The sequence below is a fragment of the Paenarthrobacter sp. TAF1 genome (assembly GCF_052113825.1).
GTDB lineage: Bacteria > Actinomycetota > Actinomycetes > Actinomycetales > Micrococcaceae > Arthrobacter > Arthrobacter nicotinovorans.
Genome location: NZ_JBFRDO010000001.1, coordinates 109,385 through 124,711, shown reverse-complemented (window position 1 = coordinate 124,711; position 15,327 = coordinate 109,385). Strand labels below are relative to the sequence as shown.

At 63.3% G+C, this 15,327-nt stretch carries 11 protein-coding genes; 6 read left to right on the top strand and 5 right to left on the bottom strand.

The window, feature by feature from the left end:
* The first annotated feature begins 27 nt into the window (after positions 1-27).
* Positions 28-2,130 carry an acyl-CoA dehydrogenase family protein gene (locus tag AB4Y81_RS00560; protein WP_018777611.1) on the top strand — a complete coding sequence of 701 codons (2,103 nt, stop codon included), beginning with the start codon at positions 28-30 and terminating at the stop codon, positions 2,128-2,130.
* A 114-nt stretch (positions 2,131-2,244) separates the two neighbouring features.
* Here the strand turns inward: AB4Y81_RS00560 and glgA are convergent, their stop codons facing one another.
* Entirely contained in the window at positions 2,245-3,441 is a 1,197-nt protein-coding gene (gene glgA / locus AB4Y81_RS00555) for a glycogen synthase (RefSeq protein WP_035733564.1), read from the bottom strand.
* A 93-nt stretch (positions 3,442-3,534) separates the two neighbouring features.
* Between glgA and glgC the strand changes: the two genes are divergently transcribed.
* Complete coding sequence (gene glgC / locus AB4Y81_RS00550; RefSeq protein WP_018777609.1) at positions 3,535-4,947, top strand: glucose-1-phosphate adenylyltransferase; 1,413 nt, start codon at positions 3,535-3,537, stop codon at positions 4,945-4,947.
* A 73-nt stretch (positions 4,948-5,020) separates the two neighbouring features.
* Positions 5,021-6,472, top strand: a complete 1,452-nt coding sequence (locus AB4Y81_RS00545) for an SDR family NAD(P)-dependent oxidoreductase (RefSeq protein ID WP_441994835.1) — start codon at positions 5,021-5,023, stop codon at positions 6,470-6,472.
* Positions 6,473-6,539: 67 nt separating this feature from the next.
* On the opposite strand, the gene AB4Y81_RS00540 is transcribed toward AB4Y81_RS00545, so the two are convergent.
* From AB4Y81_RS00540 to AB4Y81_RS00530, 3 genes are read right to left on the bottom strand one after another with little or no spacing between them, the layout of a single operon-like run.
* Entirely contained in the window at positions 6,540-7,391 is an 852-nt protein-coding gene (locus AB4Y81_RS00540) for a transglutaminase family protein (protein ID WP_018777607.1), read from the bottom strand.
* A complete protein-coding gene (locus AB4Y81_RS00535) occupies positions 7,388-8,314 on the bottom strand; it encodes an alpha-E domain-containing protein (RefSeq protein ID WP_018777606.1) in 927 nt (308 codons plus the stop codon). The genes AB4Y81_RS00540 and AB4Y81_RS00535 overlap by 4 nt, the downstream gene beginning before the upstream one ends.
* A 58-nt stretch (positions 8,315-8,372) precedes the next feature.
* Positions 8,373-9,929 carry a circularly permuted type 2 ATP-grasp protein gene (locus tag AB4Y81_RS00530; RefSeq protein WP_039241274.1) on the bottom strand — a complete coding sequence of 519 codons (1,557 nt, stop codon included), beginning with the start codon at positions 9,927-9,929 and terminating at the stop codon, positions 8,373-8,375.
* 111 nt (positions 9,930-10,040) lie between these two features.
* Between AB4Y81_RS00530 and AB4Y81_RS00525 the strand changes: the two genes are divergently transcribed.
* Together AB4Y81_RS00525 and pepN are read left to right on the top strand one after the other, a co-directional pair.
* Entirely contained in the window at positions 10,041-11,096 is a 1,056-nt protein-coding gene (locus tag AB4Y81_RS00525; protein ID WP_018777604.1) for a YeiH family protein, read from the top strand.
* 4 nt (positions 11,097-11,100) lie between these two features.
* Positions 11,101-13,725 carry an aminopeptidase N gene (pepN, locus tag AB4Y81_RS00520; RefSeq protein WP_441994832.1) on the top strand — a complete coding sequence of 875 codons (2,625 nt, stop codon included), beginning with the start codon at positions 11,101-11,103 and terminating at the stop codon, positions 13,723-13,725.
* A gap of 83 nt (positions 13,726-13,808) precedes the next feature.
* Here the strand turns inward: pepN and AB4Y81_RS00515 are convergent, their stop codons facing one another.
* A complete protein-coding gene (locus AB4Y81_RS00515; RefSeq protein WP_110504633.1) occupies positions 13,809-14,549 on the bottom strand; it encodes an alpha/beta fold hydrolase in 741 nt (246 codons plus the stop codon).
* Positions 14,550-14,622: 73 nt separating this feature from the next.
* Here AB4Y81_RS00515 and AB4Y81_RS00510 point away from each other — a divergent pair, with 73 nt between their 5' ends.
* A complete protein-coding gene (locus AB4Y81_RS00510) occupies positions 14,623-15,321 on the top strand; it encodes a helix-turn-helix transcriptional regulator (RefSeq protein ID WP_441994830.1) in 699 nt (232 codons plus the stop codon).
* Positions 15,322-15,327: the final 6 nt, after the last annotated feature.

Below are 15,327 nucleotides of genomic sequence, written 5' to 3'. Positions count from 1 at the left end.
GTTATCGGAACCAAAGAAGGAAACAACATGACTGAAGTAGTGGACCGGGCCTCATCGGCCAACAAGCCGGCAAGCCGCGACGTTGCTGCCGCCGAACCCGTGGTCGATGTCGCGGCGCTCGGCGAGCAACTCCTGGGTAAATGGGCTCATATACGGCATCAGGCCCGTGAGGTGGCGGGCAACCCCGCTGTGCAAAAAATCGAGGGGCTGCACCACACGGAGCACCGCGCCCGCGTTTTCGAGCAATTGAAGTTCCTGGTGGACAACAATGCTGTCCACCGTGCCTTCCCCACGCGTTTGGGTGGCTCGGACGACCACGGCGGCAACATCGCCGGCTTCGAGGAACTGGTCACCGCCGACCCCTCGCTGCAGATCAAGGCCGGTGTGCAGTGGGGCCTCTTCGGTTCTGCCGTCATGCACCTGGGCACGTCCGAGCACCACGACAAATGGCTTCCTGGCATCATGAGCCTGGACATTCCCGGCTGCTTTGCGATGACGGAGACCGGCCACGGCTCTGATGTTGCAAGCATCGCCACTACGGCCACCTACGACGACAGCACCCAGGAGTTCGTCATCAACACCCCCTTCCGTGCAGCATGGAAGGACTACATCGGCAACGCGGCCAATGACGGCCTGGCAGCCGTGGTGTTCGCCCAGCTGATCACCCGGAACGTCAACCACGGCGTCCACGCTTTCTATGTGGAACTCCGGGATCCCGCCACCAAGGAGTTCCTGCCGGGCATCGGCGGTGAGGATGACGGCATCAAGGGTGGACTGAACGGCATCGACAACGGACGCCTCCATTTCACCAACGTCCGGATCCCGCGCACCAACCTTCTAAACCGCTACGGCGATGTCGCAGTGGACGGCACGTACACCTCCACTATCGCCAGCCCCGGCCGTCGTTTCTTCACGATGCTGGGAACCCTGGTCCAGGGGCGTGTCTCCCTCGATGGTGCAGCCGTTGCCGCCAGCAAGGTAGCCCTCAAGACGGCCATCCAATACGCCACTGAGCGCCGGCAGTTCAATGCCTCCTCCCCCACGGATGAAGAAGTGCTGCTGGACTACCAGCGGCACCAGCGCCGGCTCTTCACGCGATTGGCCACCACCTACGCGGCCAGCTTTGCGCACGAGCAGTTGCTCCAGAAGTTCGACGACGTGTTCTCCGGCGCCCATGACACCGACGCCGACCGGCAGGACCTCGAGACGCTGGCAGCTGCACTCAAGCCGCTGAGCACCTGGCACGCACTGGACACACTGCAGGAATGCCGTGAAGCATGCGGCGGCGCGGGCTTCCTGATCGAGAACCGCTTTGCCTCCCTGCGTGCGGACCTCGACGTCTACGTAACCTTCGAAGGTGACAACACCGTCCTGCTCCAACTGGTCGCCAAGCGCCTCCTGGCCGATTACGCCAAGGAATTCCGCAGTGCCGACTTTGGCGTGCTGGCCCGCTACGTCGTGGACCAGGCCGCGGGTGTCGCCCTGCACCGGACAGGCCTGAGGCAGGTTGCCCAGTTCGTGGCCGACACCGGCTCGGTGCAAAAAGCCGCCCTGGCCTTGCGCGACGAAGAAGGCCAGCGCACACTGCTCGCGGACCGTGTCCAGTCCATGGTTGCCGAGGTCGGCGCGGCGTTGAAGGGAGCCAATAAGCTCCCCCAGCACCAGGCGGCGGCCCTCTTCAACCAGCACCAGGACGAACTGATCGAAGCAGCCCAGGCCCATGCCGAACTGCTCCAGTGGGAGGCCTTCACCGAGGCCCTGGCCCGGACGCCTGACGAGGGAACCAAGCGGGTGCTCACCTGGTTGCGCGATCTTTTCGGCCTGTCCCTCATTGAGAAGCACCTCTCCTGGTACCTCATGAACGGCCGGCTTTCCATGCAGCGCGGCAGGACCGTGGGTACCTACATCAACCGCCTCCTGGTGAAGATCCGTCCGCACGCGGTCGACCTCGTTGATGCGTTCGGCTACGGCCCCGAGCACCTCCGGGCCAGGATCGCCAGCGGCGCAGAAGCGGAACGCCAGGATGAGGCGCGCCGGCATTTCCGCGAAATGCGTGCCAGCGGCAGCGCTCCCTCGGACGAGAAGGCGCTGCTGGCATTGAAAGCGGCAAAATCCCGCCCGTCGAAGTGACGCACCTTCCGGCAAACAGCCTGGGAAGTTAACCGCGACGGCGCCGTCCCCACCAAGGGGGGCGGCGCCGTCGCGGCTTGGCGTGCTTTCGGGACGGACCCGGGAAGCCGGGCGTCAGCGCAGCACTGAGCGGTACACCTCGAGGGTTGTCTCCGTAATGGACTCCCAGGAGAAGTGGTCCTCGGCCCGCCGCCGTCCAGCGATACCCATCTCCCGGGCGCGCGCGGGATCCGACACCACCTGGTTGAGGGCGGCGGCGAAATCACTGACGAACTTCTCAGGGTCCAGCGGAGTGCCGGTGCCGTCGGTGACCTGCTCCAAGGGAACCAGCAGGCCGGTTTCACCGTGCTGGACCACTTCCGGAATGCCGCCGGTGGCACTGGCCACGACGGCTGCGCCGCAAGCCATCGCTTCCAGGTTCACGATGCCCAGGGGTTCGTAGATGGAAGGGCAGGCAAAAGCCGTGGCATGGCTCAGGACCTGGATCAGCTCCCGGCGCGGGAGCATCCTTTCGATGAGAACCACACCCTGCCGCTTGGTCTGCAGCTCCTCGATGAGCCGTGCCGTTTCAGCGGCAAGCTCGGGAGTGTCCGCCGCGCCGAGGCACAGCACCAACTGGACATCGTCGGGGAGGCTCGACGCCGCGCGAAGCAGGTACGGAACGCCCTTTTGGCGGGTGTTGCGGCCGACAAACACCACGCTGGGCTTGGCGGGATCAATGCCCAACGCCCGAATGGCATCATCTTCCTCGTCGCGCTCCCACAGGGAGACGTCAATGCCGTTGTGGACCACGCGCACCTTGTCGGGATCGACGTCGGGATAGCTGCGGAGGATGTCCTGGCGCATGCCATCGGAGACGGCAATGATGGCGGCGGCAGCTTCGTAGGCTGTCTTTTCGACCCATGATGACAAGGCATACCCGCCGCCGAGCTGCTCGGCTTTCCACGGGCGCAGCGGTTCCAGGCTATGGGCGCTGAGTACATGGGGTATGCCATGCAGCAGCGATGCCAGGTGACCGGCCATGTTGGCGTACCAGGTGTGCGAGTGGACAAGGTCCGCTCCCGCAATGTCCGGAACGATCCTGAGATCAACGCCCAAGGTCTGGAGTGCAGCGTTGGCACCGCCGAGGTCTTCGGGAGTGGCGTAGGAGGCCACGGTTGCCCCGTGGTAGTCGGCATCACGGGGCGCGCCGAACGCCCTGACATGAAGGTCGACGTGCTTCGCCAGCACCCGGCTGAGCTCGGCAACGTGGACACCGGCACCGCCATAAATTTCCGGAGGGAATTCTTTAGTCACAATGTCTATTCGCACGCTAACCAACGTAGTCGTTCCGGCGTATGTGTTCTAGTGTGAAAGGGTCCGGAAAATCGGACTTTTGGGGGATACGAAGACGTACGGGGAGCTGTGACCATGGCGTTGAAGAAAGTTTTGGCAATCGTATTGGCAGGCGGCGAAGGCAACCGACTCATGCCGCTGACGGCGGATCGGGCCAAGCCGGCCGTTCCGTTTGCTGGCGGCTACAGGTTAATTGACTTTGCGCTGTCGAATCTCGTTAATTCGGGATATTTGAAAATCGTGGTATTGACTCAGTACAAATCACACAGTCTTGACCGGCACATCTCGGAAACGTGGCGCATGTCCACGCAGCTGGGCCGTTACGTGGCTTCAGTTCCGGCGCAGCAGCGCGTGGGCAAGAGCTGGTTCCTTGGCAGTGCCAATGCCATCTACCAATCGCTGAACCTCATCCATGATGACGCCCCGGACATCGTGGTAGTGGTCGGCGCGGACCACGTTTACCGGATGGACTTCTCCCAGATGGTGGAGCAGCACATCGCAAGCGGCGCGAAGGCCACGGTTGCGGCGGTACGCCAACCGCTCAACATGGCCAATCAGTTCGGTGTCATCGAAGTGGACCAGAACGACCCGCAGAAGATCGCCGCCTTCGTGGAGAAACCTGCCAGCACCCCCGGACTGGCAGCCGATCCCTCGCAGTTCCTGGCGTCCATGGGCAACTACGTCTTCAATGCCGATGCCCTGGTTGAGGCGCTGCATGTCGACGCTGAGCGGCTCGATACCAAACATGACATGGGTGGCGACATCATCCCCTACTTCGTCGATCAAGGCGAAGCGGGAGTTTACGACTTCACGCTCAACGACATTCCCGGTGCCACCGACCGTGACCGTACCTACTGGCGTGATGTCGGTACCATCGACTCGTTCTATGACGCGCACATGGACCTGATCTCCCCTGTTCCGGTGTTCAACCTTTACAACTCCGAGTGGCCGATCTACACCCGTCAGAGCATCTCTCCGCCGGCCAAGTTTGTCCGCGGCGGGAACAACACGGTGGGAACGGCCCTGGACTCCATCGTGGCCAGCGGCGTCGTTATTTCCGGTGGCATCGTGGAAGGCTCCGTCCTGTCCAACGATGCCTACGTTGCGGCAGGCAGCCGTGTCCAGGACTCGGTGTTGATGGACAAGGTCTATGTCGGTGAAGGGGCTGTGATCAAGCGGGCCATCCTGGACAAGAACGTCAAGGTGCCCGCGGGTGCGGCAATCGGGCTTGACCCCGCCTTGGATAAAGCCCGCGGGTACAAGGTGACGGAGTCGGGCATCACCGTCCTCGCCAAGGGACAGCTGGTTCCGGAACCCGGTGAGGCGGAGCTCGCGTTGTCTGCCCAGTACCGCCGCGGGCTGCCTGAGGCCGTCAAGGCAGCCACTCACCACGACCCCGACATTCGCGACTCCGCAGAAAAGGTGGCCGCAGGGATCCAGTCCCGCGTGGCCGGGCCGGCATCGCAGGGTGCCGCGAACTAGGCTGCGCCCATCGCGTTGACCCGGACAGAACCCGAGGCAGGCCGGACACTCCCAAGGCTGTAAAATCAGGTCAATGAGCTCCACCGATCTGACGCCTGAAGAGATCCAGGCCTGCCTCAAGGTTCTGACCACGATCCACGTCTACGACGAGGAGCACCCGGACTACGTTGCTGTCCGGCGTGCCACCGGCAAGATGTTCAAAGCCGTCAAGCGCCATCGCCGCGTCACCAAACGCGATTCCATTGCCGAGGCCGACCGGGCAGTCATCGCTTTGACGGCAACAGCCGCCCCGGACCGGATCGACGACGAGACCCGGGGCAACAAGCTGGCCCCGTCCGCAACCGGTGAGATTGCCGGACACCTGATCCGCTCACGGCCCTGTTACATCTGCAAGAAGCACTACACCCAGGTGGATGCCTTCTACCACCAGCTGTGCCCTGAATGTGCAGCATTCAGCCACAGCAAGCGGGACGCCCGCACGGACCTCACGGGCCGCCGGGCCTTGCTAACAGGCGGCCGCGCGAAAATCGGCATGTACATTGCCCTGCGCCTTCTCCGGGATGGCGCCCACACCACCATCACCACCCGCTTCCCGAAGGACGCAGCGCGCCGGTTCGCAGCGATGGAGGATAGTGGCGAGTGGCTGCACCGTCTCAGGATTGTTGGCATCGACCTCCGCGATCCGGCACAGGTCATGGCGTTGACGGACTCCCTCAACGAAGCCGGTCCCCTGGACATCATCATCAATAACGCGGCCCAGACCGTGCGGCGGTCAGGAAATGCCTACAAGCCCCTGGTCGACGCCGAAGATGAGCCGCTGCCTGCCGAGCTTGACGCTGCCAATGGTGGCCCTGAGCTGGTGACGTTCGGACATGCCCACGACAAGCATCCATTGGCGCTGGCCAGCAGCGTCACCGAGCACCCGGTCCTGGCAGGCGACGCCATTACCTCGCTGGCGCTTTCCACTGGTTCGGCGTCGCTGGAACGGATTGAATCAGGGACGGCGATCGACGCCGGCGGCCTGGTCCCCGACCTCGCCTCCATCAACAGCTGGACCCAGGTTGTCGATGAAGTGGATCCCTTGGAGATGCTGGAAGTCCAGCTCTGCAATGTCACCGCGCCCTTCCTGCTGGTCAGCCGGTTGCGGGACGCGATGAAGCGTTCCACGGCCCACAGGAAATACATCGTGAACGTATCGGCCATGGAAGGCCAGTTCTCCCGGGCCTACAAGGGACCGGGGCACCCCCACACCAACATGGCCAAGGCTGCCCTGAACATGATGACCCGCACCAGTGCCCAGGAAATGCTGGACACTGACGGCATCCTGATGACGGCTGTGGACACCGGATGGATCACTGACGAGCGTCCCCACTACACCAAGGTCCGGCTCATGGAAGAGGGGTTCCACGCTCCCTTGGACCTGGTGGACGGTGCGGCCCGCGTGTATGACCCTATCGTCATGGGTGAAAAGGGCGAGGACCAGTACGGCGTCTTCCTCAAGGATTACAATCCATCTCCCTGGTAAAAATGTGTTTAAAGACAAGCAAGGCCCTTAAGAATGCTTCTTAAGGGCCTTGCTTGTCTTTGGATTCCTATGCGAGCCGGGTGATCTCCACGGACACGGAGAGCCCGGATCCGCCGCCGCCGGAGAGGATGCCCTTCAAGGGTGGCACATCCCTGTAGTCGCGTCCCCTGGCAACAGTGACGTGGTAGTCGCCCGCGGGCTTGTGGTTGGTGGGGTCCCAGCTGCGCCATTCCCCGTCCCACCATTCCAGCCAGGCGTGGGACTGGCCGGCCACCGTCTCCCCGATGTCTGCCGAGGACCGGGGATGGATGTAGCCGGAAACGTAACGCGCCGGGATGCCACTGCAACGCAAGGCTCCGATGGCAAGGTGGGCCAGGTCCTGGCATACCCCCTGCCGTTGAGACCACGCCTGTTCTGCGTTTGTCGTCACCCCGGTGGTGCCCTTCATATAGGTCATCTCGCCGGCCATCCATGCGAAAACCGCCAGTGCGGCTTCGTGGGGATTCTTGCCGTCAACAATCCCGGGAACGATGCCGAGGACTTCTTCCCCCGGCCCGCTGAGCCGTGACTGCGGAAGCCAATCGCTGAATTCGTCCTGGATTTTTTCGGAAGCCATGACGTCCCATCCCACGATGTCGTCCTCCACGGCGACCCGCTCTGTGCGGTGCACTTCCACGGTGGCCGTGGCAAGGACCTCCAGGCTCTCGTGGGGCATCTGCATGTCGAAAGCGGTGACGCGGGTTCCCCAGTAGTCGCGGTAGGTGCTGACCGAGGCCTGGTTGGGAGAGACCTTGAGTGAGGACTCCAGCACCACCTGCTGGCCGTCGGTCAGCGGTGTCATCCGGGCCTCGTTGTAGGACAACGTCACGCGGCGGTTGTATTTGTAAGCCGTCTTGTGGACGATGCTCAGCCGGGTCATGAAACTTCTCCCACCCAGGCGTGCTCATCAGCCTGATTGAAGTACTTACGGGAAATCGCGTCCGATGCCTGCGTCACGGCCTTCTGCACACGTTCCATGTGCTCAGGCAGTTCCGACATGAGGTCATCGGTGCGGTGGAACTCGAGGAAGGTACGTGCCTGTCCCACAATGCGGCGGGCATCGTTGATGAAGCCGACGCGCTGTGCCGAGGGGTCCAGTTTCGCGAGGCACTCATCGGCATCGCGCAATGCGTACACGATGGAGCGCGGGAACAGGCGGTCCAGGAGCAGGAATTCGGCCGCGTGCTGGTCGCCGAACGCCGCCCGCCTGGTGCGGATGAAGGATTCGTACGCGCCTGCGCAGCGCAGCATGTTCACCCAGGACATACCAGCGGACTGGACATCGCGGGTGGACAGCATCCGGGCAGTCATGTCCGCACGTTCCAGGGAACGGCCCAGCACCATGAACAGCCAGCTTTCGTCGTGGCTGACCGTGGTGTCGGCAAGTCCGCGCACCATGGCGGTCCGTTCCAGGACCCAGTTGCAGAAACGATACGTTCCCACCACGTCCTTGCGATGCTGGTTCAAGCCGTAATAAGTAGTGTTCAGGCTCTCCCAAAGGGATTGGGACACCGTTTCCCTGGCACGACGTGCGTTCTCACGGGCTGCCCCGAGGGACCCTGCAATGGACGAGGCACTCTGTTTGTCGTAGGCCAGGGCATGAAGCAGTTCCGGCAGGCCGAAATCGTCGCTCTGGGGCTTGGCACCCATGACAGCGAGGAGTTCCCTGGCTACGCTGCGCTGCTCCTCAAGGGGCAGGTGGTTCAGGCGCTCCAGGTGCACATCCAGGATCCGGGCAGTACCGTCGGCCCGCTCTACGTAGCGGCCGATCCAAAAGAGTGACTCAGCAATACGGCTCAGCATGCGGCTGTGCCTCCTTCGCGTGGTGCATGTCGAAGTTCAAGTGGTGGTTGGAACGGGTTCACTGCTGCTGCTCCGTTTGGCGGTCGCGCCAGTTGCTTTCGACCGGCCATACGGAAACCTGTTCCCGCAGGGTGACAGACTGCCGCGGGATCACCTCGGCCGGCATCTGGGGCGAGTTCGCCAGAACCCAGGTGTCTTTGGAACCACCGCCCTGGCTGGAATTGACGATCAGCGAGCCCTCCTTGAGGGCAACCCGGGTGAGGCCGCCGGGCAGAACCCAGACGTCGTCGCCGTCGTTCACTGCGAAAGGCCGCAAGTCGACGTGGCGGGGCCCGAACTTGTCTCCGGAGAGTGTCGGAACCGTGGAAAGCTGGAGCACTGGCTGGGCAATCCAGCCGCGGGGATCGGCGATGACGCGCTTGCGCAAGGCGTCCAGTTCTTCCTTGGAAGCGTCGGGACCGATGACCAGCCCCTTTCCACCCGAACCGTCGACGGGTTTGACCACCAGTTCCTCGAGGCGGTCCAGGACATGTTCCCTGGCTTCCTTTTCCTCAAGCCGGAAAGTGTCGACGTTGGCGATGATGGGTTCTTCGTGGAGGTAGTACCGGATCAGGTCAGGCACGTAGCTGTAGACGAGCTTGTCATCGGCCACCCCGTTGCCCACCGCGTTGGCGATGGTCACTCCCCCGGCACGGGCGGCGTTGACCAGGCCAGGGCAGCCGAGCATCGAATCCGAGCGGAACTGCAGGGGATCGAGGAAATCGTCATCGATGCGTTTGTAGATGACGTCCACACGCTGTTCGCCGGCCGTGGTCCGCATGTAGACGCGGTTGCCGCGGCAAATGAGGTCCCGGCCTTCCACCAGCTCCACGCCCATCAGCCCGGCCAGGAGTGTGTGTTCGAAATATGCGCTGTTGAAGACACCCGGGGTCAGGACAACCACTGTCGGATCATCGACGCCGGCGGGTGCGGTCTTGCGCAGCGCCGACAGTAGCCGCCGCGGATACTCTTCAACCGGCCTGATGTGCTGCTGCCCGAAGGCTTCGGGCAAGCCTTTCGCCATGGCCCTGCGGTTTTCCAGCACGTAGCTGACGCCGGACGGGACACGAACATTGTCCTCGAGTACCCGGAACGTGCCGGCAGCGTCACGGACGACGTCGATGCCCGAAACATGGACGCGGACGCCGCCGGAGGGTTCAAAACCGTGGACCGCCCGGTGGAAATGGGCGCTGGTGGTGACGAGCTGGCGTGGAATCACGCCATCGGCCACTACGGCCATCCGCCCGTAAACGTCGTTGAGGAATGCTTCAAGTGCTTTGACCCGCTGGGCAACTCCGCGTTCGAGCACATCCCACTCATCGGCCGGGATGACACGCGGGACGATGTCCAGGGGGAAGGGACGCTCCTCCCCCGCGTAGTCGAAAGTGACGCCACGGTCCAGGAAGGTCCGTGCCATGGAGTCGGCACGGGCGGTGACATCTGCGAGGGAAAGCTCGCGGAGCGCACCGGAGACCTGACCGTAGGATTTTCTGGCAACGTGGCCGGGGGCAAACATCTCGTCGTAGGCTCCACTGCGTGCAGCGGCCTCGGAGTAATCCTGGAATAGGTCAGACATGGGATTCAGACAATCACCTTTTTGAGTCGAGCGCATTACGCACTGATTGTGTCGCGGTTTCCGGGTGCTCCCGGTTTCGCCTTCCGTGCCCCCATCCGGCAGGGTTGAGGCATGCCCTTCAACAGACTCGCGTCCCAGCTGTCACGGCTGGGGCCAGGGTTGGTCCTGAGCGTTGCCGCGACCGGCCTTGCCTTCGCCATGCACGCACTGCTGCCTGCGGTTTCAGTCATACCGGTCATGACGCTTGCTGTTGCTTTGGGTTTGCTCTCAGCAAATATACCGGGCACGGCGGTGGTCGTTGCGGGGCGCGCCCGGCCCGGCCTGGACTTCGCCGGAAAGCACCTGATGCGTGCGGGCATTGTGTTGCTCGGCCTCAAAGTCAGTGTGGGTGACGTGTTGGGACTCGGCTGGTTGTCCCTGCTCCTGATAGCCGGGGTGGTCCTGGCCAGTTTCGCCGGAACCTACGGCCTGGCGAGATTGCTGCGCCTGCCCGGTGAGGCTTCCTTGCTGATTGCTACGGGCTTCTCCATTTGCGGGGCCTCCGCCATCGGCGCCATGGCCGCAGTGCGGCGCATCAAACACCAGGACACGGTGCTGCCCGTCGCACTGGTCACCCTTTGCGGGACCTTGGCCATTGGCGTCCTGCCCCTGCTGATGCATCCGTTGATGCTGAGTCCGGAGCAGTTCGGGGCATGGACGGGCGCTTCCGTGCACGATGTCGGCCAGGTGGTGGCCACAGCGCAAACGGCAGGAACAGCGGCCCTGGCGATCGCCGTCGTCGTTAAGCTGACGCGGGTGATCCTCCTGGCCCCCATTGTGGCCGCGGCAGGATTGCATCAGCGGGTCCAGCATGTCCGTCAACGCGCCAACGGTTCAGCGGATGCGGACAATGCGGACGGCCGTTTCCCGCCCATCGTGCCGCTTTTCGTGGTCGGCTTCATCGCCATGGTCGCGGTCCGCTCGCTCGGATGGACGCCTCCGGAACTCCTGGAAGCGGCGGCGGTGGCACAGGACATTTTGCTGGCGTCGGCGCTTTTCGGTCTGGGCTCTGCCGTGCGTGTCAGGACGCTGATCCATACCGGGGGACGTGCTGCCGTGGTGGCACTGGGGTCCTGGCTGATCATCGCTTCACTGGGCCTGGGGGCTGCCTGGATCATGATTAGATAGCTGTGTGTCGAATCACAATCTGTCGCGCGATGAAGCCGCTACCCGTTCAGCCCTGATTACCACCCACAGTTACGACGTCACCCTTGATGTCCGGGACGCGGCGGATCCCGCAGTCAGCGGATATCCAAGCTCCAGCACCATCACTTTTTCGGCCCGGGCCGGCTCCGACACCTTCCTCGATTTCATCAGTGGGGGCGTGCAGTCCGTGGTGTTGAACGGACGCGCCTTGGATGTAGGAACAGTGGTGGACCAGGACAGAATCATCCTGGAGGGCCTCGCAACGGAGAACACCGTGACGGTTACAGGGACAGCCCTTTACAGCCGTTCCGGTGAGGGAATGCACCGTTTCGTGGACCCTGCCGACGGGCAGTGCTACCTCTACACCCAGTACGAACCGGCGGACTGCCGGCGTGTTTTCGCCAACTTCGAACAGCCCGACCTCAAAGCGGAATTCACGTTCCACGTCATTGCGCCGTCGGGTTGGGAAGTCGCGTCCAACGGCTCGGAGGCCGCCCGGGTGCCGGTGCCGGGCTCTGAGGACGTTTCTCAGTGGGACTTTGCCACCACTGAACGGATGTCCACCTACATCACCACTGTGCTGGCGGGCCCCTACTTCAAAGCCACCGACCACTGGGATGCAACGCTCGACGACGGCACCCGCCTGGATGTTCCGCTGGCACTTTACTGCCGCGCATCCTTGGCGCCGTCCTTCGATGCCGAGGAACTGTTCCGGCTCACCAAGAGCGGCCTGGCCTTCTTCAACAGGCTTTTCGACTATCCGTACCCCTGGGGCAAATATGATCAGGCCTTCGTGCCCGAGTACAACCTGGGCGCCATGGAAAACCCCGGGTTGGTGACCTTCACCGAAAAGTACGTCTATGCTTCACGTGCCACCGATGCCCAGTACCAGGCCAGGGCAAACACCCTCATGCACGAGATGGCGCACATGTGGTTCGGCGATCTCGTGACCATGACCTGGTGGGACGATCTGTGGCTGAAGGAATCGTTCGCCGATTTCATGGGAACCCTGGGTGTGGACCGGGCCACCGACTGGGACACAGCCTGGATAAACTTCGCCAGCAAACGCAAAGCGTGGGCCTACGTCCAGGACCAACTGCCCACGACGCACCCGATTGTGGCGGATATTCCGGATCTTGAGGCCGCAAAACAGAACTTTGACGGAATCACCTATGCCAAGGGTGCCTCAGTGCTGAAGCAACTGGTGGCTTACGTGGGCTTCGATGCCTTCATTGCCGGATCCCGGCAGTACTTCCGCGAGCATGCCTTCGGTAATACGTCCCTGCAGGATCTGCTGAAGGCCCTCAGCGAAGCCTCGGGACGGGACCTCGGCGATTGGGCCAGGCAGTGGCTGCAGACCTCCGGTATCTCGACCATCACGGCCGACATCGTGGAGGACGATGGTGTGATGGGCGCGGTGATGCTGGAGCAGGAAGCCATCGATCCCTTGACCGGCCACCAGGAACTCCGGCCCCACCGTATGCGCCTTGGACTGTACGACGCCGACCAGACCGGCGCTTTGCTCAGGTTGGAAAGCCTGGAAGTGGATGTCGCAGGTCCCAGCACCCTCGTCTCCGGGCTTGCAGGCAAGAAGCGTCCGGCTTTGTTGCTGGTCAATGATGACGACCTGAGCTACGCCAAGGTACGGCTTGATCCTGTCTCCGAGCGCACGGTGCGTACCTCGCTGGATAAAATCCAGGACCCCATGGCCCGGGCGTTGTGCTGGACGGCACTGTGGGATTCTGCCCGGGACGGCGTGAGGCCTGCTGCACGGTACGTGAGCGCGGTGGAGCAGTTCGCTCCGGCAGAATCCGGCATCGGAGTCCTCCAAAATGTGCTCGGAAACGCCTCCGGCGCCATTGAACGCTTCGTACCCGCACGGTCCAGGGACAGCGTTCGCACGGATTTCCTGGCTGTCGCGGCTCATCAACTGCGGGCTTCGGCTCCCGGCTCCGACGCGCAGCTGGCGTGGGCCAGAACGTTGGCAGAGGTCTCACGCCACGGTGACAGTCAGCTCCCCTTGCTGCGCAGCATCCTTGACGGCACCACAGTAGTGGAGGGCTTGACTGTCGACGCAGAGCTGCGATGGAGCTTCTGGCAGGCCCTGGCCGCGCACGGCGAGGCATCCCAGGCCGAGCTGGACAGGCAACTCGAAGCGGATAAGACAGCGTCAGGCAAGGAAGGGCACGCGTTGGCGTCCGCTGCCCGCCCGGATGCTGCCGTGAAGGCGGCAGCCTGGGACCTGGCCGTCAACACCACGGGCCTCTCCAACGAGATCCTCAGCGCCACAATTGCCGGCTTCGCCACTGCGCCCAGTGACATGCTGGCGTCCTATGTCGAGCCCTATTTCGAATGCCTTGAGCGTGTATGGGCCGAGCGGAGCATTGAAATTGCCGGCAGGATCGTCAGGGGCCTCTTCCCGGCGGCCCAGGACCTCGCGGAGGGAATGGAGCCCTCCGGCCACCCGGTCGTGCTCAGGACGGATGAATGGCTCCACCACCACTCTGATGCCCCGCGCGCGTTACGGCGCATCATCATTGAGCAGCGGAGCCACCTCGTGCGGTCCCTCACAGCGCAGTCGGCAAACACAGCACAGTCGGCACAGGTTTAGCTGTCATTCAGGACCGGACCCAAGCCCGTTCCTGCTCCTGCAGGCTGCGCAGGCTCTCCGCGCCGGCGGTCCAGGAATGCTCTTCAGTTGTTCCGGGTAGCTTCTGACTGAATGGCCCTGGCGAGGTCGCGGGGACGGCTCCACATGGGCCAGTGCCCCGTGGGGAGGTCAAGAACGTCGAGGTTCTCGATGTGCGCGACTTCGGCAAACATGCCATGGCCTGAGAGGGCGAGCTCCAACACGGTCGTGCCGGGTATCGAGCAGCACACCAGTGTGGTGGGGACCTTGCGGCGGGCATCGTTCGTGAGCTCGACGGGCTGACGAAGCACGGGGCCGGGTTCCGGGACGGCCCTGGCCTGGAAGCGCTCAAGGTCCCCGGTGTTCAGGCCTTCCAGGCTCGCTTGGCTTGCGAGGACATCGATGGACGGCAACGGAAGCTCCGCCAAGCCGTCCGGAAAGTCCGGGGCGAAGATACTTCCTGGCGCCAGAGGGCCCGAGTCTACCCAGACCATTCGGTGGATGAGCTCTGGGCGTCGGTCCAGGACGAGGCTGGCAGGTGCGTTTGCACCACTGTGGGCGACGAGGACCGCCGGCTGGTCTTCGGATACCCCGAGTCGCGCCATGGCGTCCAGTATCGCTGCTGCCTGATCGTCGAGGGTCCTCGCGGCACGGTCGGGGTCGTCGGGATCGAGGCCGGGCAAGGTCAATGCCGTCGCGCGTGAGTCATGGGACCCCAAGTGTTCCAGGACCTCGTCCCAGGCCCAAGCGCCCAACCAGTGGCCGGCGAGGAGAATGATGGTTGGGCGGTTAGTGGAAGTTGTCATGACACCACCCTCGCAGGCGCCGTGGACAAGGGTATGTCACTATTTGTGTCATGAATTTGGGAAGATTCGAACAGTGAGAAGAGTCGAACGGCTCCATGCCCTCTCTGAGATATTGCGCCGCAGCGGAGCCCGGGGGGTCTCCGCCGAAATGCTGGCCAGGGAGTTCGCGGTATCCGTACGAACCGTCAAGAGAGACCTTGATGCCCTGGAGAACAGTGGGGCGCCCATCTGGTCCCGCCCAGGTCCCGGCGGTGGTTACGGACTGGCTGCAGGGTCCTCCCTGCCGCCCGTCACCCTGTCCCCGGCGCAGGCCGTGGCCCTCATGGCGGCTGTGTCCGCAGCGCCCGATGCGCCGTACGCAGACCTGGCCGCAGCGGGTATCCACAAAATCCTGGACGTCCTCGATCCCGGAACCAAGGCTAAAGCAGACGAACTGGCCGGTCGCATCTGGGTCAATGAGGTTCGCTCCCCGTCGCGCAAAACCAGGTCAGCGCTGGAGGAAGCAATGGCCGCGCAGCGAGTGGTCCGTATCAGTTACACCTCGGCCGACGGGACTACGACCATCCGCGACGTGGAACCTGTGCTTTTCGCCTCCACGAACGGCCGGTGGTACCTGGTGGGGTGGTGCCGGCTGCGCGACGCGATGAGATGGTTTACCGTTTCCCGCATCGAAGGGGCCAGCGTCACCACAACTGCCTGCAGCGGCCATACCATCGACGAAGTTGGCGAGCCCCCGGTGAACGCCCGGCCGGTGCATGGGCGTGCGCAGTGAACCCGA

Coding starts and splice junctions, on each gene's coding strand:
- AB4Y81_RS00560 (WP_018777611.1), top strand. CDS start 28: ATGACTGAAGTAGTGGACCGGGCCTCATCGGCCAACAAGCCGGCAAGC.
- AB4Y81_RS00545 (WP_441994835.1), top strand. CDS start 5,021: ATGAGCTCCACCGATCTGACGCCTGAAGAGATCCAGGCCTGCCTCAAG.
- AB4Y81_RS00540 (WP_018777607.1), bottom strand. CDS start 7,391: ATGACCCGGCTGAGCATCGTCCACAAGACGGCTTACAAATACAACCGC.
- AB4Y81_RS00535 (WP_018777606.1), bottom strand. CDS start 8,314: ATGCTGAGCCGTATTGCTGAGTCACTCTTTTGGATCGGCCGCTACGTA.
- AB4Y81_RS00530 (WP_039241274.1), bottom strand. CDS start 9,929: ATGTCTGACCTATTCCAGGATTACTCCGAGGCCGCTGCACGCAGTGGA.
- AB4Y81_RS00525 (WP_018777604.1), top strand. CDS start 10,041: ATGCCCTTCAACAGACTCGCGTCCCAGCTGTCACGGCTGGGGCCAGGG.
- AB4Y81_RS00515 (WP_110504633.1), bottom strand. CDS start 14,549: ATGACAACTTCCACTAACCGCCCAACCATCATTCTCCTCGCCGGCCAC.